Annotated in this window: 20 protein-coding genes; 8 read left to right on the top strand and 12 right to left on the bottom strand. The window is 43.9% G+C overall.

The annotated features are described in order from the left end of the window. Positions 1 to 41 precede the first annotated feature (41 nt). Both BIY37_RS09090 and BIY37_RS09085 read left to right on the top strand, forming a co-directional pair. Positions 42 to 1,487 carry a class I adenylate-forming enzyme family protein gene (locus tag BIY37_RS09090; RefSeq protein WP_070067528.1) on the top strand — a complete coding sequence of 482 codons (1,446 nt, stop codon included), beginning with the start codon at positions 42 to 44 and terminating at the stop codon, positions 1,485 to 1,487. 144 nt (positions 1,488 to 1,631) lie between these two features. Then, a complete protein-coding gene (locus BIY37_RS09085; RefSeq protein WP_070067527.1) occupies positions 1,632 to 2,624 on the top strand; it encodes an SDR family oxidoreductase in 993 nt (330 codons plus the stop codon). 182 nt (positions 2,625 to 2,806) lie between these two features. Here BIY37_RS09085 and lpxB read toward each other — a convergent pair whose 3' ends face one another. Further along, on the bottom strand, positions 2,807 to 3,940 hold the full coding sequence (lpxB, locus tag BIY37_RS09080) for a lipid-A-disaccharide synthase (RefSeq protein WP_070067526.1): 1,134 nt from the start codon (positions 3,938 to 3,940) through the stop codon (positions 2,807 to 2,809). Between the two features lie 633 nt (positions 3,941 to 4,573). On the opposite strand from lpxB, the gene BIY37_RS09070 reads away from it, so the two are divergent. Further along, the gene (locus BIY37_RS09070; protein WP_070067524.1) at positions 4,574 to 4,768 is read left to right on the top strand and encodes a DUF542 domain-containing protein; all 195 of its coding nucleotides are present in this window, start codon (positions 4,574 to 4,576) and stop codon (positions 4,766 to 4,768) included. 110 nt (positions 4,769 to 4,878) lie between these two features. Further along, positions 4,879 to 6,414, top strand: coding sequence for a YifB family Mg chelatase-like AAA ATPase (locus BIY37_RS09065; protein ID WP_070067523.1), 1,536 nt, complete (start codon positions 4,879 to 4,881; stop codon positions 6,412 to 6,414). A gap of 14 nt (positions 6,415 to 6,428) precedes the next feature. Here BIY37_RS09065 and rfbC read toward each other — a convergent pair whose 3' ends face one another. From rfbC to BIY37_RS09025, 8 genes are all read right to left on the bottom strand, one after another. Next, a complete protein-coding gene (rfbC, locus tag BIY37_RS09060) occupies positions 6,429 to 6,989 on the bottom strand; it encodes a dTDP-4-dehydrorhamnose 3,5-epimerase (protein ID WP_070067522.1) in 561 nt (186 codons plus the stop codon). After that, positions 6,973 to 7,860 carry a glucose-1-phosphate thymidylyltransferase RfbA gene (gene rfbA / locus BIY37_RS09055; protein WP_070067521.1) on the bottom strand — a complete coding sequence of 296 codons (888 nt, stop codon included), beginning with the start codon at positions 7,858 to 7,860 and terminating at the stop codon, positions 6,973 to 6,975. The genes rfbC and rfbA overlap by 17 nt, the downstream gene beginning before the upstream one ends. Positions 7,861 to 7,977: 117 nt before the next feature. Continuing rightward, the gene (gene mrdA, locus BIY37_RS09050) at positions 7,978 to 9,906 is read right to left on the bottom strand and encodes a penicillin-binding protein 2 (RefSeq protein WP_070067520.1); all 1,929 of its coding nucleotides are present in this window, start codon (positions 9,904 to 9,906) and stop codon (positions 7,978 to 7,980) included. A gap of 3 nt (positions 9,907 to 9,909) precedes the next feature. Then, complete coding sequence (gene mreD, locus BIY37_RS14380) at positions 9,910 to 10,410, bottom strand: rod shape-determining protein MreD (protein WP_070067519.1); 501 nt, start codon at positions 10,408 to 10,410, stop codon at positions 9,910 to 9,912. Positions 10,411 to 10,698: 288 nt separating this feature from the next. After that, positions 10,699 to 11,529 carry a rod shape-determining protein MreC gene (gene mreC, locus BIY37_RS09040; RefSeq protein WP_080324977.1) on the bottom strand — a complete coding sequence of 277 codons (831 nt, stop codon included), beginning with the start codon at positions 11,527 to 11,529 and terminating at the stop codon, positions 10,699 to 10,701. Beyond that, on the bottom strand, positions 11,510 to 12,565 hold the full coding sequence (gene mreB, locus BIY37_RS09035; RefSeq protein WP_070067517.1) for a rod shape-determining protein: 1,056 nt from the start codon (positions 12,563 to 12,565) through the stop codon (positions 11,510 to 11,512). Before mreB ends, mreC begins: the two co-directional genes overlap by 20 nt. A 305-nt stretch (positions 12,566 to 12,870) precedes the next feature. Beyond that, positions 12,871 to 14,412, bottom strand: coding sequence for an apolipoprotein N-acyltransferase (gene lnt / locus BIY37_RS09030; protein ID WP_080324976.1), 1,542 nt, complete (start codon positions 14,410 to 14,412; stop codon positions 12,871 to 12,873). Between the two features lie 216 nt (positions 14,413 to 14,628). Then, positions 14,629 to 15,828, bottom strand: coding sequence for a molybdopterin molybdotransferase MoeA (locus tag BIY37_RS09025; RefSeq protein ID WP_070067515.1), 1,200 nt, complete (start codon positions 15,826 to 15,828; stop codon positions 14,629 to 14,631). Between the two features lie 259 nt (positions 15,829 to 16,087). On the opposite strand from BIY37_RS09025, the gene BIY37_RS09020 reads away from it, so the two are divergent. The 4 genes from BIY37_RS09020 (at position 16,088) to BIY37_RS09005 (ending at position 19,210) form a co-directional block, all read left to right on the top strand. Next, positions 16,088 to 16,618, top strand: coding sequence for a hypothetical protein (locus BIY37_RS09020; protein ID WP_070067514.1), 531 nt, complete (start codon positions 16,088 to 16,090; stop codon positions 16,616 to 16,618). Between the two features lie 191 nt (positions 16,619 to 16,809). Continuing rightward, positions 16,810 to 17,586 (top strand): MlaE family ABC transporter permease, encoded by a 777-nt coding sequence (locus BIY37_RS09015; protein ID WP_070067513.1) that lies wholly within the window; start codon positions 16,810 to 16,812, stop codon positions 17,584 to 17,586. 52 nt (positions 17,587 to 17,638) lie between these two features. Further along, positions 17,639 to 18,382 carry an ABC transporter ATP-binding protein gene (locus BIY37_RS09010; RefSeq protein WP_070067512.1) on the top strand — a complete coding sequence of 248 codons (744 nt, stop codon included), beginning with the start codon at positions 17,639 to 17,641 and terminating at the stop codon, positions 18,380 to 18,382. A gap of 12 nt (positions 18,383 to 18,394) precedes the next feature. Then, positions 18,395 to 19,210 (top strand): MlaD family protein, encoded by an 816-nt coding sequence (locus BIY37_RS09005; protein ID WP_070067511.1) that lies wholly within the window; start codon positions 18,395 to 18,397, stop codon positions 19,208 to 19,210. A 41-nt stretch (positions 19,211 to 19,251) separates the two neighbouring features. Here the strand turns inward: BIY37_RS09005 and BIY37_RS09000 are convergent, their stop codons facing one another. From BIY37_RS09000 to BIY37_RS08990, 3 genes are all read right to left on the bottom strand, one after another. Further along, on the bottom strand, positions 19,252 to 19,482 hold the full coding sequence (locus BIY37_RS09000) for a sulfurtransferase TusA family protein (protein ID WP_070067510.1): 231 nt from the start codon (positions 19,480 to 19,482) through the stop codon (positions 19,252 to 19,254). A gap of 172 nt (positions 19,483 to 19,654) precedes the next feature. Continuing rightward, a complete protein-coding gene (gene nifU, locus BIY37_RS08995) occupies positions 19,655 to 20,083 on the bottom strand; it encodes a Fe-S cluster assembly scaffold protein NifU (protein ID WP_070067509.1) in 429 nt (142 codons plus the stop codon). A gap of 224 nt (positions 20,084 to 20,307) precedes the next feature. Next, positions 20,308 to 21,474 carry a cysteine desulfurase family protein gene (locus tag BIY37_RS08990; protein ID WP_070067508.1) on the bottom strand — a complete coding sequence of 389 codons (1,167 nt, stop codon included), beginning with the start codon at positions 21,472 to 21,474 and terminating at the stop codon, positions 20,308 to 20,310. Positions 21,475 to 21,688: the final 214 nt, after the last annotated feature.

The following is a 21,688-nucleotide window of genomic DNA, read 5'->3' as shown; positions in this document are numbered from 1 at the left end:
GATAATAACAGAAACAAACCTTTGAAAAGAATTTCAGACGAATGACACTCGTTCACACGTTTTTAAATACATGCAAGAAATACGCGCAGAAAACGGCAATTACAGATCCAAACGGTGCCCTTTGTTATGAAGACCTCCGCCGTGAAGCCTTAAGGTGTGCAGGCAGGTTATTATCGGGTAGCGTTGGAGAAAATATTGGAATACTTCTTCCTAATGGAAAAGAATTTGTAGCGGCATTTTATGGAATTCTCATTGCCGGGAAAACGCCGGTTCCTTTGAATTTCTTACTCTCACCAGAACAGCTCCTTTATGTAATCCGCGACGCTGAGATAGACACGGTATTTACCTGCAACCATTTCGTACCCTTACTGGGAAATCAGATAAAGTATATTTTCCTGATGGAAGAGAACGATTCAGGTGTATTGTTGAATGAAGATAGCATTCATTATGGCAGTGAAGGAGAACGGGCCGCCGTGTTATACACATCGGGCACGAACGCTAACCCGAAAGGAGTGGTATTAACTCATAACAATTTTCTGGCCAATCTCGATGGATGTATGCAAGCTTTTCACTTTGCAGAAAAGGATATATTGCTTGGTATACTACCGCTTTTCCATACTTACGCATTAACTACAACCCTCGTATTGCCAATCTGTGTCGGTGCAGCCATTATCTATCTGCCTCGGTTTTCAGGGCCGAAGGTATTGGAAATGATCGAAAAATATAAAGTCACGTCCTTATTCGCCATTCCATCCATGTACCGCGTGCTCCTGCGAACTGCAGAATCGACTAAATATGATCTGCGTACGCTAAGACTTTGCACATCGGGAGGCGAACCTTTGCCCGGCGATATTTTAGAGGCTTTTCGTAAGGCATTCCCGATTCCTCTGACAGAAGGCTACGGATTAACGGAAGCAACAGCGATAGTTTCGGTGAATCTCCCTGAGAAAAGCAAACCGGGAAGCGTTGGTCCGCCCCTGGATAACATTGAGATAAAGATTGTAAATGATAATGGGCAGGAAAAACCAAAAAACAACGATGGCGAAATATGGGTAAAAGGGCCAAATATAATGAAGGGATATCATAAGCTACCCAAGGAGACCGCTGAGACTATTGCACCCGACAGATGGTTAAAGACAGGCGACTACGGCAGACTTGACAATGAAGGATTTTTGTGGATTACAGGGAGAAAAAAAGAACTGATTATTATCAGCGGAGAAAATGTATCCCCTATGGAGATTGAGCAGGTCATCAGCAGATATGAGAAGGTCTTTGAAGTGGCCGTTGTCGGTGCGCCTGACAAGCTTCGCGGTGAGGTGCCCAAAGCATTTATAGCATTACATGAACACGTTACATGCAGCGAGGATGAAATCAAGAACTATTGCATGCAACAGTTACCCCACTATAAGGTCCCTAAATATTTTGAATTCCGCAGGGAATTGCCGCACGGTCCCACCGGTAAAATTTTAAAAAGGGCATTAAAATAGTTGTCGTACGCTTCTTCATAATCTTCGCTATGCTTGTAAACAACTCTGTCACAACCAGCGTATACTCGCCACACAACCTTCTTTCTTCCTTCGTATCCGTTTATAGTGCTTATTTTAACCGCCTACACCAGAGCGAGCGATAATATGTCGTTGCCCTCTTTTTTACCACTTTTAATTACCGGTGTAACGGGTGTGCCGGGATACAGTGTCTTTCAGCATTTCCACTCAAAATACCCAAACCACGTTACTGCGATCCGTCCCGTTCGATATTGGCCACTGAGTGGGGAAGGAATTATTCCTCTGGATATAGAAGATCGAAAAGGTCTTGCAGAGTTAATGAAACGGAAACAGTTCAGGTCTGTTTTGAACGGAGCGGGTTCCTGTGCATTAAAATCCTGTGAGATGAATGCCGTGCTGGCCTATCGCGTGAATGTGCAGGCGGTCTTGAATGTACTGGAAATGATAGGGGATCGCGACCTTCGGTTGATTCATCTCTCCACAGATCTGGTATTTCCTGGAAAAACAGAAGGGTTATATACCGAAGAGGACCCGATATCCCCTGTTACGATGTATGGTAAGACTATGGCCATAGCCGAAGAGATTGTTATGCTCAGGTATCCGTCTGCAGCAATTTTTCGTATATCACTGCCCATGGGAATTAGTGTCAATGGACATGCAGGGGCCATTGATTGGATACTATCACGTTTTAAAAAAAATAATCCGGCTACGTTATATTTTGATGAATTAAGGTCTCCTTTTTATTGTGAAGATTTTAACAAAGTTATTGAACTGTCCCTGGAACATAGTATCAATGGCATTTATCATCTCGGTTCGCACCGGCATCTCAGCCTCTATCAGATCGGACAAATTGTAAATAAGGTTGGCGGTTATGCCCCGCATCTTCTGAAAGGATGCATGCGTAAGGAGGCAGGACCAATACCCCCGAGGGCGGGAAATGTAACGATGAGTAACCGGAAACTCATCCAGGCTCTAAGGGTAGATCCATTCCGCAAGTGGCCGTACCTGGAACACCACGTCCCAGACGATAGTGACTGGCATCATGATCGCCCTCCTCATATGTCCTTCCATCCCGAGCAGATTCACAAATGTCTTTACCGGATCCCTATCGCTTGTTGAAATGGGATTGCTTTCGTTATAAAAAAATAACACTTCTCAGAAAATTCTTGAAAGCATCTCTGTGTCTTACGATAATTGCCAGAATAAACAACGGTATGGATCTATGGACCGAACAGGTTAAGCATTCGCATATGTCGTAAATAACCTTGTTCAAATATCATGATGATCTCCGTGATGAAAGATTACCCTATAAACTCTAATATCTCCTGCGCCGCGTGTTCAGATGCCCCGGACTTTCCAACAGTATGGATTAAAAAGGTCAATTCATTTGCGCAGGTTTGTCTTTTTTGATCATTGCTAAGTAATGATATGGCCTCGCGAGCCAGCCAGCGGTGATTTTTCCTGAGCATCAGGAGTTCGGGTACAATGGTCTTTTGTGCAAGGACATTCACCAGCCCTATGTAAGGGATTGTAAGGAACGGTCTGGCAATGAAGTAAGCGAAAGGGGATATTTTATAAAGAATAACCATGGGTTTAAAGTAGTAGGCAATCTGTAAGGTAATCGTTCCTGCGCCAGCTATGCAAAGGCTGGATGCTTTGATTATTTCATGGGATTTTCCCTGAATAATTTTATAAGGGATGGTTGCCTCCTTCGCAAGATCCTGGATAAGCGGGAGATATTGTTTATCACTACAGGAGATAAGAAACTGTGCGGTAGGGAAGGATTGATATATGAGTTTGGCAGCCCGGAGTATCAATGGCAATAGTCGGGCAATTTCCTGCCTGCGGCTTCCCGGAAGGAAGGCGACAACAGGGTCTCCGGTTTTCTTGAGCTCCGAGACTATTCCATCATCTGTGCCCTTGGTTTTCATTTCATCGAATAGCGGGTGTCCCACGTAAGTGGCAGGAATTGCTGCTGCATCATAAAAGACCTTTTCGAAGGGGTAAATTACGATTACTTTATCCACGAGCTTCTTCATTTTTTTTACCCGCCATGGCGCATGAGCCCAGAGCTGCGGACAAACATAATAAATAACAGGAATTTTCAGTTTCTTTGCAGCCCTGGCCAGGTGAAAATTAAAGCCGCAATAATCGATGAGAATAACAAGACCGGGCCGCTCTTGTTGAAAGAAGCGGATACAATCTTTTTTCATTTTAAAAAAAGTGGTGAGCTCTGTCAGGACGTGGAGCCACATTAATGATTTGGTAGACATATCATGGAGACAATGCAGACCAGCCTGTTTCATACGGTTTTTTCCCAGTCCGTAAAATTGTATTCGTGGATTCTTGTTCGCCATGCGGGACATAAGATTTGCACCATGAATATCCCCAGACGAGTCGCCCGCGCTGATAAATATTTTGTAATGGTCAGGCATAGATAATCTTGAAAAGATACTTGATGAGGTTTATAAAGAAAAGCGCAGGGATCAGCAACCAGACCAGAACGAATATAAAAGAAGTGTCTGTACAAAAGAATCCATACTGAACATCAAGGGCAAAGAGGATAAGACACACGACAGGCAGGGCAACAAAGACAGTGATTATTATGCAAAGAAAAACGGGGGAATGTGAAAATAATGAAGAAGAGAGAAAGGTGCTTCCTGTATAAAATAGGATGAGGAAAAAGAACAACATTCTCGTTTTAGCAAAAAAATAACTTCCCGCAGAGGCGAATAAAGCTACAAACGTTACCATGAGCAATATGCAAGGCGACACCTTACCACCTACCCGTATTCGAATGGATAATCATGTATCTTAATGTCAAAAAAAATCCCAGTACTTGAAGAACGTAGTTTATTCTATACCGGGATTTTTTCAAGCTAATTATTTTCTTGCTGAGGAAAACTAAACACCGGGGAAAATCATTTTGAAAAAAGATAGTTTTGCCAAATTTGAAAATCGAGAAAAATACATTGCTTTTTGACGAGATTTTGTTTTATTAAGAACATGTTTTGTTTGATAATTAAAGCATCGTTGGGCTTAGAAAAAGTATTTTGGAGGAAAAGAAAATGATTACCAAGGACATGGTTATTAATGACGTTATAAAGAAGTATCCGAAAACCATTACGGTTTTCAGCAATTATAAGGTGGACGCATGTTGCGGCGGCGGTTTCAGTATTGAAAAAACCGTTAGTGCTAGCGGGATAGATCTGAGCGCTTTGCTTGCGGCATTAAATAAGGTTGTTCAAACAAACAATAAATAAGAGGAAAGCCATCTTTTTCTATTGTCACATGTTTCCGGGAAAAGGAAAAATAATGTTCTTTGTACAAGGGGAATGAGTTTTTACTAGAGCGGCCTTTAGTATCATAATTTATGCTGGCAAAAGTCAAAAGCGTAGCTGTTTTTGGTATTGATGCGTATATATTGGATATCGAGGTTTACATTGCCACGGGTGATATACCGTATATTGCCATTGTTGGGTTACCGGATGCAGCGGTCAAAGAGAGCCGTGATCGGGTAAAGGCGGCGATTCATAATAGCGGTTACCAGTTTCCGTACAAACCCATGACAATAAATCTTGCGCCTGCAGGCCGCAGGAAAGAAGGCCCGGTCTTTGAATTGCCGATAGCAATTGGTATACTTATCGCAACAAACCAAATTGAGGTTCCCGATATCCAGGAATACGCTATTGTCGGAGAATTATCGTTGGATGGCAAGGTGCGTCCGGTCAAAGGTTGTTTATCCATGGCATTTAAGTGCAAAGAGCTGGGGATAAAAAAATTTCTCGTACCCTTTGAAAATGCATCCGAGGCGGCTATTATTGAGGGAATTGATGCAATTCCTGTCAAAACCCTTGCAGATACAGTAGGAGTTTTGACCTCTGCCATTCCTTCCGTACCCTGTAAGGTCGAGTTGAGTGAAGTGTTCAGGGAATCTTCTGGGTATGACATGGATTATGCAGACGTAAAAGGCCAGGAGCACGCCAAAAGGTCGTTAATGGTTGCCGTTGCGGGCAATCACAATGTAATTATGGTGGGACCGCCGGGCGCGGGTAAGACCATGCTTGCACAGCGTATTCCTACCATCATGCCGTCTCTTACCTTAGAAGAGGCTTTAGAAACAACAAAGATTTATAGCGTTGTAGGGCTTCTTAATCCGGGACAGTCATTGATTATAACACGGCCATTCCGTGCGCCTCATCATACGATCAGTACAGCCGGGTTAATTGGGGGTGGTTCTTTTCCAAGACCTGGGGAGATTAGTCTTTCACACAACGGGGTCTTGTTTTTAGATGAGCTTCCGGAATTTGACAGAAAGACGATAGAAGTGCTCCGGCAACCGCTTGAAACAGGTTCTGTGACAATTTCACGTGCTATGAATTCTGTCACTTATCCGGCTAAATTTTTTGTTTGTTTGGCGCTCAATCCCTGTCCGTGTGGCTTTTTTACGGATGGCCAGAAAGTCTGCCGCTGCACACCCCATCAAATCCAAAATTATATGTCAAAGGTTTCTGGGCCATTATTGGATAGGATTGACATTCAGATAGAAGTGCCGTCTGTCCGATATAGTGAGCTTGTTTCAGAAAAGGATTCACAATCATCAAAAGATATACGGGAAAAAATCGCCGTAGCCCGTGCCATGCAGAAAGACCGGTTTCGGGATCAGGCGATAACGGTGAATTCACATATGTCTTCAAAGCAGATCAAGAAGTATTGTGTGGTGGAAAAAGCAGCAGAAACGCTGCTCCATCAGGCAATGACGGAATTGGGGCTTTCCGCACGTGGCTATAGTAAGATTCTCAAGGTTGCACGCACTATTGCCGATCTGGATGAAAGTAAGCTGATAAAGACAGAGCATGTATCAGAAGCGATACAGTACAGAAACCTGGATAGGGGCCTGTGGAAATGACCATCCTTGTGCGACTAATCACCGTAAACAAAATTATTATCCGTATTTTTTAACAGAGGAAATAGGGCATCTTTCCTGGATAAAATCGGGTTTTTTAATGGCCATGGTATCGCCAAATCCGGATCATTCCAAAAAATACCCCGCTCATGTTCCGGAGAATAGGTATTGGTACATTGATAGGTGATTTCGGCATTTTCCGAGAGTACGCAGAATCCGTGTGCAAAGCCTTCGGGAATATAGAGCATTTTCATATTTTCCGATGATAAGGTTTCTCCAACCCATTTTCGGTACGAGGGCGATCCTTGCCGTATATCCACGGCAACATCAAAGATCTCGCCTGACAATACCCTCATAATCTTGCCCTGTGCCATGGGATTTTTCTGATAATGAAGCCCGCGCAGTACATTCTTTTCAGATTTTGAGTAGTTGATCTGAACGATGTGTTTTATTATACCACCATGAAGAAAATCAGGGTATTTATACAGTTCTGCAAAGACCCCCCTGTCATCAGGAAATATCTTCGGTTCAATAAGAAGCACATCCGGTATGGCTAGTTTTTTAAATGAGAAGGGCATGCTGTGGTTCCTCGTGTACGATCTTTTTTAAATATTCTCCATAACTGGTATTGATCTGGTTTGCTAATTTTTTCACCTGTCCGGCATTAATAAACCCCATCCGGTAAGCAACCTCTTCAATACAGCCGATTTTAAGCCCCTGTCTTTCCTCTATGGTTTTGATAAAAAGTGATGCATCAATTAACGAATCATACGTTCCTGTGTCAAGCCAGGCATAGCCACGTCCCATAAGTTGTACTTTTAACTGCTTTTTTTGGAGATACGCATTGTTAATATCCGTAATTTCCAGCTCGCCTCTTTTTGACGGCTTAACGTTTTTTGCGAGCTCGATCACGGTGTTATCATAAAAATAAAGCCCCGTTACAGCCCAATTTGATTTTGGCTTGGCCGGTTTTTCCTTGATGGAGATTACCTGGCAAGCCTTATCAAATTCAACGACCCCGTATCTCTGGGGATCTTTCACATAATATCCAAAGACGGTAGCCCCTTCTTTTGCTGAGGAAGCAGCCTTTAACATATCCGGAAGACCGTGTCCGAAAAAGATATTGTCGCCCAGAACGAGGCAGACCTTGTTGTCGCCGATAAAATGCCTGCCAACGAGAAAGGCGTCTGCCAATCCCCGTGGTTCGCATTGTTCTGCATACCAGAGATGTATTCCGTAATCAGTTCCATTACCCAATAAATCCTTAAATCTGGGTAGCGCTTCAGGGGTAGAGATAATAAGGATATCCCGTATTCCTGCCAACATTAAGACAGACAGAGGATAATAGATCATGGGCTTGTCGTAAACAGGAAGCAGTTGTTTGCAAATAGCCTTTGTTATGGGATACAAGCGTGTTGCCCTGCCGCCGGCCAAGATAATACCTTTCATGGCTTATCCCCTTTCCGGACACCAAAATTACCTGGAGAAAGATTAAAGATACTTTTCAAATTAAAAAAGGAAAAAGTGCCAATGTGCGTCCAGAAAAGTTTCATTTTACCGGTATCCTCACGAAGCATGATTGATTTCAGGAAACAAATATGACATAAGCTCTCTGGCAATAGGCCCTGCAATGTCACCACCATGTCCCGGTGTGTGTTCCACAAGGATAACAAAACAGTATTCCGGTTTGTCATAGGGAGCATAACCAATAAACCAGGCATGGTTGTCCTTGTGACGTCCTGTCTCCGCAGTGCCTGTTTTACCGGCGACCTTATAGATATCCAAACCCTTGTCTTTGGCAGTGCCACGGGTAACCACGTCCTGCAAAGACGTGCGCAGAATATTTATAACATCAGGCGACAGGGAGAGCTTCTGTTTATTCTTTGGTTGAAATGTCTGAACCGTTTCGCCCTGAGGATCGGTAATTTTTAATAAAATGTGGGGATGAACTAACGTACCGCCATTTGCAATTGCAGCGTAGGCCCTTACCAGCTGAAGTGGGGTGGTGAGTAATGCCCCTTGCCCGATGGAAACATTCATGGTAGACGCAATGGTGGCTAATTTTGGCATATTGCCGGCTTTCTCGTGAGGGAGATCAATGCCTGTCATCTCACCAATGCCAAACTTTTTAGCCCATGCATATAAAGTATCGCCACCAAGGTTCTTTGCCGTTTCAAAGAAGAATACGTTGCAGGAATGTGGAATGGCATCTTCTATGGTAACGAATCCGTGGCCATACTCCGACCAGCATTTGAAAAGGATATTTTTATATTTTAAATAACCCGGACACTCAAAAGTTGTTTGAGTTGTTATCGCATTTGAACTCAGGGCTGCAGCTGCTGTAATCACTTTGAAAATGGATCCTGGTGGCAATGCCCCCTGTATGGCTCGGTTGAGGAATGGCTTTGAAGGGTGCTCGATAAGTTTGCGAAAATCCTTTTGAATCGTATTGGGATTAAAGCGCGGGTTGCTGGCCATGGCAAGTATTTCACCTGTCCAGGGGTTCATAACAATAATAGCGCCTAAATTTGTGCCGAGTGATTTTTCTGCGTAGGTCTGAATTTGGCTGTCAAGGGTGAGATAGAGGTTATTCCCGGGAATGGGAGGTCTTTCCAGTACCGTTTTTTCAATCTGGGTATTTTTGCAGGTAATTTCCTCAAACTTCTTGCCTCGCAATCCATGCAATTCATCTTCGTAATATGCCTCGATCCCGGTTCTGCCGATCGTATCGTTTTCTGCATAGCCGTCATAGAGTAGTGAAGGGGTTTCATTATCGGCGGCGCTGGAAGCCAGGATAAAATTACTCCAGTTATTGCTCTGAAATTTCCATTCATCCTCGGTGAGTTTTCCCAGATACCCTAAGATATGTGAGGCAAGCGTCTGTTCCGGATATATTCTTTCTGGCCGGGGGGTAATTCGTATGCCAGGAAAATCATCCTGTTTTGTCTCTATCTGTATAATCTTTTCCCATGCAACATCAGAAACAACGGGATAAAAGTCTGTCTCTTCTTTTATCCGGATTGCCCTCCCGTATTTTCGTTCCATATTCTGCTTCAGTTTTTCCACTTTTTCGATTGCCTCGTCAGTGTATTCTAATAACTTGGTTTGCGGAATATCCAGCAACTGGGAGAGTTTTTTCAGCCAAATCTCCTGATTTTCATGGCAATCCCGGCACAATTTTTTTGTTTTTTTATGCACTTCCAGTTCGGTAATTCGCGGAATGGTTTTTTTCGTGCGCGTTATAGAGCAATAGAGCAGGTTCTTATAGTGAACAGATATGTCAAAGGCGTGCTGATCGATAGCCAGAGTTTTTCCGTTTCTATCGAAAATCGACCCCCGTGTTGAATCTAAGGGATAGGTAGCGATCCGGCGGGTTTTTGAGATGCCTTTGTATTTATCACTCTCAATGATTTGGAGCTGAAAGAGACGCACAACAATGCAGATAAAAAACAAAACAAAAAAAACGAATATTATTTTGAAACGAAAAGGATACATAAACTAATTATCCTTAATGAAAAAAAGCTTCTGGGTAGGTTGAAATTTTTTTAATATCCAAAACAGAACCGGTACAATCATCGCGGTATACAAAGAACAGCAAAAGATCATCCAGAGTGTTGCTGAAAGGGAGAGTGAATAAAAGAAAATCTCCTGGTGAATGGTGTATGCGATATTGTAAATGACTGAGAAGATAAATGTAATAAGGATTTGAGTAACCAAATGTCCTCTGAAAAGTATCTCCCGAAAGGACCAGACAAAAAAACCTATCGCAACGAAAAATACGGAATTTATTCCAAAACTCCCTTCCGAAAATACGTCTTTTGACATACCCGTTAGCCAATTCGCAAGGGTATTTCGTTTTATATCCGTAAGGAAGGAATAAAATACTACGAAGGGAAAGTACAAATCGGGTGCTGCTGAACCAAGAGTAATCCAATACATCAGGGTGGACTGAAAGAGGGAGATACTGAACAGGATACAAAAAAAGGGGAACCAACGCATACAGTTACTCCTCGCGGTACAGGTGCAGACATGAAGCATGCCCCTGCGAGACGCTTTTATTTACAATGCAGTAAAACCGCAATTAGACCCCTCCCATCGAGAGGGACGAAAGGGGATGTAAAAACCTTGTAAAGTAAAGAAAGATTTTACGTGGTAATATTATAACAGAGTATTTTCAAAAAACAAAATTAACTCGGCCAGAGCTTAAAATCCTGACGGGACTGATTTACCATTTTCGTGATTCGGATTTTGTTTTTTTTCGGTTTGTACGGGGTAGAGTACCCGGGACTACTGTGTAATAACGAGCACGCTCTCAACTTTCGAAATATTTACCCGTGGTAATACCTTTACGGATTGAAAGAGCGCACCACTTTTTGTTTCATTTTCCACGACCGTAGCAATCGGTAAAGAAGGCGGATAGAGTCCTCCTATGTCAGACGTAACAATATCGTCTCCTTTTTTCAGCTTTGCCCAGCGCGGCGTATATTTTAATTTACAAAAGGCAGTTGCATTTCCCTCAACAATTACCTGTTCACGCGTTCGGACAATCCTTCCTGGTATACGTGCAGCTGGGTCTGTGACAAGCTGGACAATGCTATGCCTTTTGCTTACGGTTGTAATTTTTCCAACGAGTGCATTGTCCGATACGACAATATCGTTGGGTTTCACCCCCTGTTTTGAGCCTGCGTTAATCGTTATGCTTTTCCTGAAATTTGATGAATCGTATCCAATAACATCCGCCAGTATGGGGCTTTTTTTCACGGCGGTATTTTCTGTCTGGAATTTTGAGAGGGTACGTAATTTGTTCTGGAGTTTGTAAATGGTGTCCTGTTGTTCAACGAGCTTGTTCTTGATCTGTAAGACTTGCTTCTCCAGATGTCTTTTCTCTTGTGCGTCGTGTAACGCAGAGATAACGTTATCAAAAAAAGCGCTGGCTTTATTGCTGCAAAAACAAGTTGCCCACTGGAATGGCCTCATAGGGGCGGAACAAGTCATCTTGATACAGCCTGAAATGTTCGGCGGTAAAGATAACAGAACCAAAGATATTACTAAAAGGGTAATTATTGTTGCAAGGGGGTGTTTAATAAGATTACTGAAACTAGGGGTGGATGTCCTCATCCTGCAGAACAGATTTAAATAAATCAAGATTTTCGAGGAGATAACCCGTTCCTCTTGCAACGGCTGTTAAAGGATCATTGCCTATTTGCACCGGAAGACCCGTCTCAGCTACCAGTAATTTGTCTATTCCTCTGATCAATGCACCGCCGCCTACTACAACCAGTCCGTTCGTGATCAGATCCGACGCTAACTCCGGCGCCGTTTTTTCAAGAGTTGATTTTACAGCACACAAAATTTTATCGATTGGCTCTTTTAACGCCTCTCTGATTTCTTCGGAAGTAATGGTCATTGCCCTGGGTAAACCAGCGATAGCATCGCGCCCGCGTATCTCCATGGTGAGTTCTTCTTCTAAAGGATAAGCAGAACCGATTTCTATTTTTATTTGCTCTGATGTACGGTGTCCGATATCCAGGTTATATCTTTTTCGTATATATTGAAGGATTGCTTCGTCAATTTCGTCTCCTGCAACCCTGAGACTCTCATGAGTAAAAATATCGCCGAGCGATATAACGGCGACTTCTGTGGTTCCACCACCGATATCAACGATCATGCTGGCTATCGGTTCGCCTACCGGAAGACCCACACCAATCGCTGCTGCCTTTGGTTCGGAAACCAGGTACACCTCCCTGGCGCCGGCACGTTCGGCAGAATTAACGACTGCCCGTTTTTCTACCGTGGTGATGCCAGAGGGAATCGCAATCAAGACCCTGGGGCGTACGCCCCATTTGCGTTTATGCACCTTTGTAATAAAATACTTAAGCATGGCCTCCGTGATATCAAAATCGGCTATGACGCCATTTTTGAGCGGGCGTATAACCGAGATACTACTCGGTGCCTTTTCGAGCATGGCCTTTGCAACGTTTCCTACCGCATTTCCATTTAAAAGAACTTTATTTGTCCCTGGTTTCACAGCAACAACCGATGGTTCTGAAAGCACGATTCCTTGTTCCGGTATGCAAACAAGGGTGTTTGCCGTACCAAGATCGATTCCCATATCTGTGGAAACAAAACCTAATATAAAATCTAGTGGATGCATTCAGGTATATTTTTTCTTTTGAGGACGTTTTTGTTAATGTTCAGCGCTTCACAAGCATTGTAGTTTTTTATTGTGAGTAATTGTATACCATGTAGTAGCGAAGCCGCAACCAAATCCCGCCTAGTAAGGAGTTAAGGGGGCATAAAACAGTTGCTTAAAAAGGCAGATTTTACTTGATAATACGATTACGGCAGAATTATACGGTTAACCTTTATGAAATGTCAAGGGGAAAGTCCCTTTTGCACAATATGATTGCAAAGAAGTCAAATACAAATATCTCTTACGATAATGCACCTCCGCATCTTTTATGCTGGTTCCCTGGTGGCAACAGATCGGGGTTTAATTATAGCTATCATGAGCGTGATACCTGTTGTCGCTACGCAAAGGATTGCAAGCCAATCACCGTACAGGGTATAGAAGGGGGTATATTTTTTAACGAATTTTATGCGATTGGTAAGGGTTCCGCTGATCTCCCGGTATTTTCCTGCAGAGTCTGTTAATTTGTCGTATATGGTGCCATCGGGTGAAACGAAAGAAGATATGCCGGTATTAGCGGCGCGTGCCATCGGGATGCGGTTTTCTACCGCACGGAATACCATAATAGCAAGGTGCTGGTCAAGCTCCGCGCTGTCACGGAACCAGCCATCATTCGTTATGTTGAGCATGAAATCCACCCCGTCCCTCTTGAATTTTCTGATGAGAGATGGGACGGTATCCTCGTAGCAGATAGATGCGCCAAAAATAAAATATTCGTTTTCGAGGGTCTCTAGCGGGAATACTATCCGGCTGTGGCCATGGGTTAACCCAATTTCATATGGTACGAGATTGCCCAGAAAGGGGAAATAGTTTCTCAGGGGAGTAAACTCTCCAAACGGTACCAGGTGGATCTTGTCGTAGCGGTCGATGAATGCTCCTGCCCTATTGTAGTAGTAGGCACTGTTAAAATAGACCTGTTCTTCCCCCTCAAAAGTCAGTGCAATGCCTCCCAAAAGTAAATTTGTGTTTAACTTCTGTGCGAGGCTGGTGGCGGTAAGCTGCGATAGCAGGTCGATCTTCCTGCCCGTAAGTGCAGAATCGATATTGAGGATTCCTGGCATCATGGTCTCCGGCCATACAAGGAGGTCGATTGGTGTGCTTTGCATGCTTTCTGACAGATCGGTATATTTTTTAAGAATCTGTAGCTGGTCATCTTCGGTAGACTCAAATTTTAAATCCTGGGGGATATTCCCCTGTACCATACATACGACGGGCCCCTCTTTGGGGTGATAATGCCTGAGCCAGGAGAACCCGTAAAGGATGCTGATTGCCAGAAACACGGATGGCAGAATGCACGTCAGTTTGAAAAAGGTGCGCCTTTGGCGTATGAAACTAAGGGAGAGCAGATCGGCTATCGCTGCGTTACTCATGATGATAATGAGGGAAATGCCGTAAACACCGGTGATATCGGCGATCTGTATTACCGGCAGATACTGATACTGCGTGTGTCCGATGAAAAACCATGGAAAACCCGACAAAAGAAATGACCGGACAAATTCCATCGCCGTCCATATACAAGGTACAACGATGACAAAGGGAAGTTTCAGTTTTGTTGTAATATACCGTGTGCAGAACGCGAAAGCGAGGAAATATGCGGAGCAATATAAACTCAGCAATACCCAGGCAATAAAGGCGATATGGCGAAGCCACGATAGTTGAATAATAAAGAATATTGCGCCGATACCCAGCGAATAAAGGCAGATATATTTTTCTTCAGTTACCATAAGTATGAACCACGGAATACAAGCGACCCATGCAAGATAACCGAGGTCTGCCGGCGGAAAGGAAAGGCATAAAAGGAGTATGGTCAAAAAAGTGAGGATGAGGGGCTTTCTAAAATGCGGCTTGTTCAATGTTTTGGAAATAAATAAGCGTTTTTAGGAATGTCAAACTTTTTAGTTAAGCAAAAAACAAACACACCCAGACCTTTCCCAAGAGAGGAATTTTAGAAGTTCCCTTCCGGAGAAGATTACGGGGGGATAAAAATGAAAAGTCATTAGGATTCTGGCTTTTAAAACCTAACCCATCTAATCCAGAGAGATGACATCGACCAGGTCTCCCGCCATAAGTTTTTCTGCGTCTTCACGGACAATAAGCAAACAATTGGCCATGGTGGTAGCCAGCAGGTCAGCCGAGCCATGCCATTCCACCGGAGAAACCAGCCAGGCGTTATTGTGCATCCGGAGTAATGCTGGGCGGTATTCACGACGCTTTCTCTTGACAAGGATCTCCATCTCCAGAGACGCCTTTACCGTAGTCCGGTGAATATTGGGAAATCCCATCATTTTCCGGATGGCAGGATAAATGAATAATTCAAAGGTGACAAAGGATGCCACAGGATTTCCCGGCAATGCAAAGATAAATGTCTTATCCTTTTTACCGAAGATGACAGGTTTTCCCGGTCTTAATGCCACCTTCTCAAAATAGATCTGCGTGTTTAAATCCTTCATTACGTCTCCCACGAGGTCGTATTCCCCCATAGAGACGCCACCGGAAAGGATGAGAATGTCTTTCCGGAAACCCCTGCACATCATGTTCGAAATTTCTTCTTTCGTATCTTTTACGATGCCCAAGAGTTCAACGTCTGTGCGCATGCTTCTTGACTGCGCAGCAAGGGAATAGCCGTTACTATTCCTGATCTGTGCAGCGGAGGGTTTCATTCCAACGTTCACGAGTTCGTCACCGGTGGAGATGATGCCTATCGTGGGTGCAGCAAATACCTCGACATGGGACTTTCCCACTGTAGCAAGGATGCCAATTTCCTGGGGTCTGATAAGCATGTTTTTGCGAAGAACCGTTTGCCCGACCTGCATATCCTCGCCGCGGCTTGAGATATTCCTTCCCCTGTCAATGGACCGGAGAATTTTTACCCGACTATTTGCGGAAAGGTCCTCTGTCTCTTCAAACTTAACTACGGCGTCAGCCCCTTTGGGTACCGCGGCGCCTGTCATAATCTTGGATGCTTGTCCGCGAGAAATGGTTTTTGCTGGCATGTGGCCGGCTGCAATGTCTTCAATAACTGTCAACTCAACAGGAGCAGGAGTAGTATCTTCAGCTATGACGGCGTATCCATCCATTGCCGAGCGGTCAAAGGGCGGCATATCAATATCGGAGTATACATCCTGGGCTAAACAGAATCCCAGGGCATTTTCAAAAGGGATTGTTATGACCGGTAGGGGCCTGATGGTATCCTCAACAATTTTTATGGCGGTATCGACAGAAATCATAGATTTCCTATATTAAAAAAACGACGGCAATATGTCAAGGATTGTTAATCAAAACAGGAATAGTACTCAAAGGACATCGGCCTTCTTTTGAAAAAAGCTTGACAGAATGAAATATTGTGTATATAAGCCTTTATAGTATTCTCTCACAAAGCGGATGAAATGCGCTTTCTTTATTACCCTCCCCACCACCGCAAGGAAGGCGAAGAGAGGATGAATTGGATGGAGACTCTACGGTACGAGAATTAATAAATTTTGATAGATGGCAATGTTTTTTACTCAATTAAAAAAAGCAATTTTCTGGTTAAGCATCGCAAATTTTTTCTGTATCGTTGGTTGTGCTGCCATAAGAATCGAAAAGGGCACCTTTTCGCCGCGAGATAAAAATTATATAATAAATATACCGGAAACCGGCAAAGGATGGGAGTCTATTCGGATAGATAAAGAGGATATTGCACTATGGCAGAAACAATATAAAGCCATGATTGCCATCATTTCCAGCAATATAGAAAATAAAACACTCTCGCCGGAGATGCTCAGCAGGGAACTTTTTCTTGGGCTAGCCGGTAAAAAGATTATTTCAAAAGAACCTGTGCTTGTGGATGATCAAAGTGCACTGCATACCATTTTAGAAGGCAGAATGGATAATAGCACATTAAAGATCAGCTCCTATGTTATTAAGGCGGGCGATAAAGTTTACGACCTGGTATGCTGGGCGCCATCCGGTTCATTTGATTATATTCAGGGTGATTTTGAGAATATGGTACGGTCTTTTCGTTATATGAAAGAATAAGATTTTATAGTCATCCGCTTTCTGGTGAGGTGAAAGTAATTTCTGAATTGGTATTCGAATGATAAGCAAGGAAAGGGTACGTATTCAGATAACATTAACCCCGTCAGGATTTAAAACCATGGCTGGATTGGCTCACGAATTTTATGCTTCGGATTTCATTTTTTCCGGCTCATTTGGGTTAGGGATTCTGTATGAGTATTTTATTGTCCATGGACGCCGCTGTTAAAAAAGGGATTCTCCTGGTGGGCCAGATATCCGTACTGGCGGTCAAGGGATTTGTGGGAATTTTTATACCGCCGTTCAACCTGAAACTTGTCCTCCGGGAAATAGACAATTTTGGAGCGGGATCACTTTTTTTGGTCGATCTTATTGCACTCTTTACCGGGATGGTGATGTCCCTTCAGACGATTTACGGGCTCCGTATGTACGGTGCGGAGATATACGTCGGCAGTGTGGTTTCCCTGTCCCTTGTCAGGGAATTAGGGCCGGTCATGGCCTCCATTATGGTGGGAGCAAGGGTAGGGTCTGGTATTGCGGCAGAAATTGGCGCTATGCAGGTAACAGAACAGATTGATGCAATGCGTGCCCTGGGGGCGAATCCTATCAAAAAACTGGTGAGTCCAAAGATCCTTGCTGGAATGATTACTCTTCCCCTGCTCACCGTTACGGCAGATATCGTCGGGATTTTTGGGGGGATGGTTATTGCCCTCTTTGAACTTGAGATAGACCGCACATTTTATATCGATTCCGTATTAACGACGATTACCATTTCAGATTTATTGAGCGGCATTGGGAAGACGGTAATTTTTGGAGTGCTCGTTTCAGTGATCGGTTGTTATTTTGGGTTGCGAACCACCGGTGGCACAACAGGTGTGGGGCGTTCTACGACCATTACCGTCGTAACGACATCGATTTTGATCCTGATCTCAGATTTTTTTCTGACGAAATTATTTCTGGTTGTGTTTTAGTGGTGTAATTATACGATCAATGAAAAGAGTTTGAAGTCTGTGGTTGCAACTCATGTCTAAAATAATCATTGAGTTTAAAGATGTCTATAAATCTTTTAATGGCCTTCCGGTTCATAGCGGTATTAACTTGTCTATCGTCGAAGGCGAAATTATGTCGCTCCTGGGTGGCAGTGGTTCCGGGAAGAGCGTCCTTCTCAAGGAACTGATCGGGCTTATACGCCCTGACAAGGGCGACATTATGGTCTTTGGCAGAAACGTAACTCAGATGAAAGAAGGCGAACTGATCCGGTTGCGCGAACATGTGGGATTGCTGTTTCAGGGAGCAGCGCTGTTTGATTCGCTTACCGTGTCCGAGAATATTGCCTATCCGCTCCGGGAGCATCTTCAGCTTACCGAAAATGAAATCCGGAAACGGGTAGCGGAGAAACTACAGCTCGTAGGGCTAGAAGGCATCGAAGCCAAGATGCCGGCTGAATTGAGCGGTGGGATGAAGAAGCGGGTAGGGCTGGCAAGGGCAATTGCCACGGAACCCGATATTATCTTATATGACGAGCCTACAACCGGCTTAGACCCAATAACCGCCCAGCGGATAAATGAGTTGATTCTGGAATTACAAAGAAAACTGGGGGTTACCACCGTTGTCGTGACCCACGACTTGCATTGCGTGAGAACAGTTTCTGACAGAATTGCCATGCTTCACGAAGGGAAGATCCTTACGGTCGGTACCTGGGAAGAGCTGATAGCTTCCGGAATACAAATGGTGAAAGATTTTTTCCGTGGCACGATCTGTGATTAAAAGGGGGTTTTTGTGACTAAGGAACAATTTGCTGAATTACGGGCTGGATTCTTTACGCTGGTAACCCTGGCAGGATTCGGCGCCATGGTATTTATTCTTGGTACGCAGAAGGGGTATTTTGAACCTCAGATTATCCTTAAGACAAGGTTTGTGAATGTTTACGGGCTGAAGGCGGGGGCTCCGGTCCGATTTATGGGGGTAGCGATCGGGCAGGTGAAGGATGTCCTTTTGCCAAAAGAATTGCCTTGTGCGGGTATTGAGGTAATATTAAAGGTAGACAAATCGGCGCAGAAGAACATCAACCACGACTCTGTTGCCACGATTAAGTGGCTGAGCTATGTAACGGGGGATTCCTACGTGGAGATCACCTCCGGTGAATCGAATGAACCCGCAGTGGAAGATGGGGATTCAATAAAAAGTTCCGAGCCAATCAGCTATACAACAGCCATTGAAGGGGGCATAAGTATGGTCAAATCCTTTTCAGGGATCGTGAAAAAGCTAGAGGAAGGCCGTTTTATTGAGTCATTCAACAGCATTTCAGCGTCATTGGATGAAAGTGTTAAAGCACTGCAAAAAGGAGATGGATTATTGTCTGCTCTTATTTACGATCCGAAGGGCAAACAACTCCTGGAGAATTTGGTTAAGACTACGGAAACACTGAATGAGATTACGGGCAAAATTGCTAATGGAGAAGGCACTCTTGGCGCCATGATATCAGACCCAACCCTGTACGAAAATCTCAAGCGGCTCTTGGGCGGTGCAGAACGCAGTTTTGTACTGCGCAATTTGATTCGCAGAAGCATTGAGAAGGGAAAGGAAGAGCGATAAGCGGTAGCCGCGCCTTCGGTTCAGAGAGCGGATGCCGGTTCTTATTTTAATCTTCTGATGAAAACGTGTATTTCCCCGTCCTCCTCGCATATTTCCAGAAGTTCATTGCCTGTGGTGTTGCACCATGAGGCAATATCCTTTTTAATTCCCTCGTCTGTGGCAACAACTTCAAGGATCTTGCCTATTTCTACATCCTTTATTTTAACGGATGTTTTAAAAATGGGCATAGGACACATGAGGCCATAACAATCCAGGGTTTCATCCGCCTTCATAAGAAAACTCTCAACTTTAGTTCTAATTCGAATCTATTTTAATTACACGGCCTTTGACAACTACTTTTAATCTCCCCTCTAAAAAAGATGAGCCGGGGGGGTATTACGGTCACTTTTCACGGTGTAAAGCGACGAGGCCCATCGCTTTATAACCGCAGCTTTGGAATTCCTTCTATCCGTGTTCGTGATGTTCGTCGTGCGCATGATGCTTCTTTTTTTCAAGCCCCTTGCCTGTGGTTTTCTTAAGATAGTCATCAATGGCCGCCTCGATGGCCTCCTCGGCGAGCACGGAACAGTGCATCTTGGCTGGAGGCAATCCATCCAATGCCTCTGCAACAGCCTTGTTAGTAAGCTGTAGTGCCTCATCCAGGGTCTTTCCTTTGATCATTTCCGTAGAAATGCTGCTCGTGGCAATGGCCGCACCACACCCGAAGGTTTTGAATTTTACGTCAACAATGACGTTGTCCTTGACCTTGATGGACATCCTCATGATGTCGCCACAGGCAGGATTTCCTACCTCCCCTACACCATCGGCATCAGCGAACTCCCCGACATTCCGGGGATTAGCAAAATGATCCATAACCTTTGTGCTGTATTGCATAGATAACTCCTATTCTGAAAACATTTCCTTTTTTAAAACAAAATCTCCTAATCGACCATACAGTTCTGATGAGACTAATTGATATTTTGGAACCGGAGGTGGTGCCATGAACAGCTCTCCATTTATGAGTTCATACCACTTGTCATCAGATATTTTTAAATAGTCCTCGTATGTATACCTTTTTTTCTAAGACAAGAGCGGATGTCTTGCAGCATTTCTAAAAATTATTTTTTCTGGTTATATAAAGGCGACATCTGCCGTAACCGTTCTACGGTAGGCGGTAATTTTTCCAGAATAGATTTGACATCCTCCTCGGAATTGTTAATGCCCAAGCTGAAAAGCACAGTCCCCTGAGCAAGCGCCGCATCAACACCTGTGGCCATGATGACGTGAGATGCCTTAAGCGACCGCGAGGTACATGCAGAACCGCTGGAAATTGCAATACCCTGCATATCAAGAAATAATAAAACCGATTCGCCTTCAATATATTCCAGACACATACTGAGATTTCCTGGCAGACGATGTGTCGGATGCCCATTGATATATACATGATGAATATTTTTTAATATGCCGTCTCTTAGCTGATTTCTCAAGCCCTGAACCTTATCCATGCGCGAGGCCATTTCAGATTTTGCCAGTTCTGCCGCTTTCCCCATACCCACAATGCCGATGACATTTTCTGTTCCTGCCCTGCGGCCACCCTCCTGTACCCCGCCCTCCATGGAAGGAAGTACCCTCACGCCTTCGCGGACATATAACGCCCCAATCCCTGAGGGCCCGCTGAATTGGTTGGCAGACATGCTCAGAGCATCGACCGGTACATCTTTGACGTCAATAGGGATATTTCCTGTTGCAGCAACTGCGTCTGTGTGAAACAGAACTCCCCTCTCTTTTGTAATGGTTACAATCTCTTTTATTGGCTCGATCGTCCCAATCTCTCCATTGGCATACATAATGGACACCATTGTTGTGGTGGCTTTAATTGCCTTTTTAACATCGTCAGGATTCACCATTCCATATTTATCAACAGGTAAATAAGTAACTTCGTATCCTGATTTTTCCAATGACTTTAAGGGATTAAGCACGGAAAAATGTTCGATTTGCGTGGTTATAACATGGTTTCCCTTCTTTTTGTGCGCTGCCAGCATGCCTTTCAGGGCAAGATTATTGGCCTCTGTGCCACTTGACGTGAATATGATTTCATTTGGTTTCGCGTTAATAAGATGGGCGACCTGCCCGCGTGCTGCCTGGATGGCTTCACTCGTAGCTCTTCCGAATTGATGGAGATTCGAGGGATTGCCAAACCCATCCTTTAAAAATGGCGTCATAGCCTCTATAACTTTCGGGTGGATGGGTGTGCCCGAGATATTATCCATATAGATTTTTGTCATAGGATTTTTCCTGCAGAGAGTAAAAAAAGATAATTCTGAAAAAATCAAAAATTTTCATTATTATACCATCTTTCACTTTTAATCCAACAATTTAATAGTGTCGTTGTGCACAATTCTGACAAGGACGAAGATAGTATTTTCGTAACTATTCAGCGTACTTTCGCTCACAAACCCTATGAGTGAACAAAATATTGATTCTGTAATCCCGAAGGGA

This window comes from Candidatus Brocadia sapporoensis (genome assembly GCF_001753675.2).
In the GTDB taxonomy this organism is placed as follows: domain Bacteria; phylum Planctomycetota; class Brocadiia; order Brocadiales; family Brocadiaceae; genus Brocadia; species Brocadia sapporoensis.
Note: the sequence above shows the minus strand (reverse complement) of the source record. Positions and strands in the feature narration are given on the sequence as shown.

Bases quoted from the DNA above. Each gene is read 5' to 3' on its own strand.
- BIY37_RS09020 (WP_070067514.1), top strand. From the start codon at position 16,088: ATGGCAATGTTTTTTACTCAATTAAAAAAAGCAATTTTCTGGTTAAGC.
- BIY37_RS08990 (WP_070067508.1), bottom strand. From the start codon at position 21,474: ATGACAAAAATCTATATGGATAATATCTCGGGCACACCCATCCACCCG.
- BIY37_RS09025 (WP_070067515.1), bottom strand. From the start codon at position 15,828: ATGATTTCTGTCGATACCGCCATAAAAATTGTTGAGGATACCATCAGG.
- BIY37_RS09065 (WP_070067523.1), top strand. From the start codon at position 4,879: ATGCTGGCAAAAGTCAAAAGCGTAGCTGTTTTTGGTATTGATGCGTAT.
- BIY37_RS09010 (WP_070067512.1), top strand. From the start codon at position 17,639: ATGTCTAAAATAATCATTGAGTTTAAAGATGTCTATAAATCTTTTAAT.
- mreB (WP_070067517.1), bottom strand. From the start codon at position 12,565: ATGCATCCACTAGATTTTATATTAGGTTTTGTTTCCACAGATATGGGA.
- nifU (WP_070067509.1), bottom strand. From the start codon at position 20,083: ATGCAATACAGCACAAAGGTTATGGATCATTTTGCTAATCCCCGGAAT.
- BIY37_RS09070 (WP_070067524.1), top strand. From the start codon at position 4,574: ATGATTACCAAGGACATGGTTATTAATGACGTTATAAAGAAGTATCCG.
- rfbC (WP_070067522.1), bottom strand. From the start codon at position 6,989: ATGCCCTTCTCATTTAAAAAACTAGCCATACCGGATGTGCTTCTTATT.
- mreC (WP_080324977.1), bottom strand. From the start codon at position 11,529: ATGAGGACATCCACCCCTAGTTTCAGTAATCTTATTAAACACCCCCTT.
- BIY37_RS09000 (WP_070067510.1), bottom strand. From the start codon at position 19,482: ATGAAGGCGGATGAAACCCTGGATTGTTATGGCCTCATGTGTCCTATG.
- BIY37_RS09085 (WP_070067527.1), top strand. From the start codon at position 1,632: ATGTCGTTGCCCTCTTTTTTACCACTTTTAATTACCGGTGTAACGGGT.
- BIY37_RS09090 (WP_070067528.1), top strand. From the start codon at position 42: ATGACACTCGTTCACACGTTTTTAAATACATGCAAGAAATACGCGCAG.
- BIY37_RS09015 (WP_070067513.1), top strand. From the start codon at position 16,810: ATGAGTATTTTATTGTCCATGGACGCCGCTGTTAAAAAAGGGATTCTC.
- mrdA (WP_070067520.1), bottom strand. From the start codon at position 9,906: ATGTATCCTTTTCGTTTCAAAATAATATTCGTTTTTTTTGTTTTGTTT.
- lpxB (WP_070067526.1), bottom strand. From the start codon at position 3,940: ATGCCTGACCATTACAAAATATTTATCAGCGCGGGCGACTCGTCTGGG.
- mreD (WP_070067519.1), bottom strand. From the start codon at position 10,410: ATGCGTTGGTTCCCCTTTTTTTGTATCCTGTTCAGTATCTCCCTCTTT.
- rfbA (WP_070067521.1), bottom strand. From the start codon at position 7,860: ATGAAAGGTATTATCTTGGCCGGCGGCAGGGCAACACGCTTGTATCCC.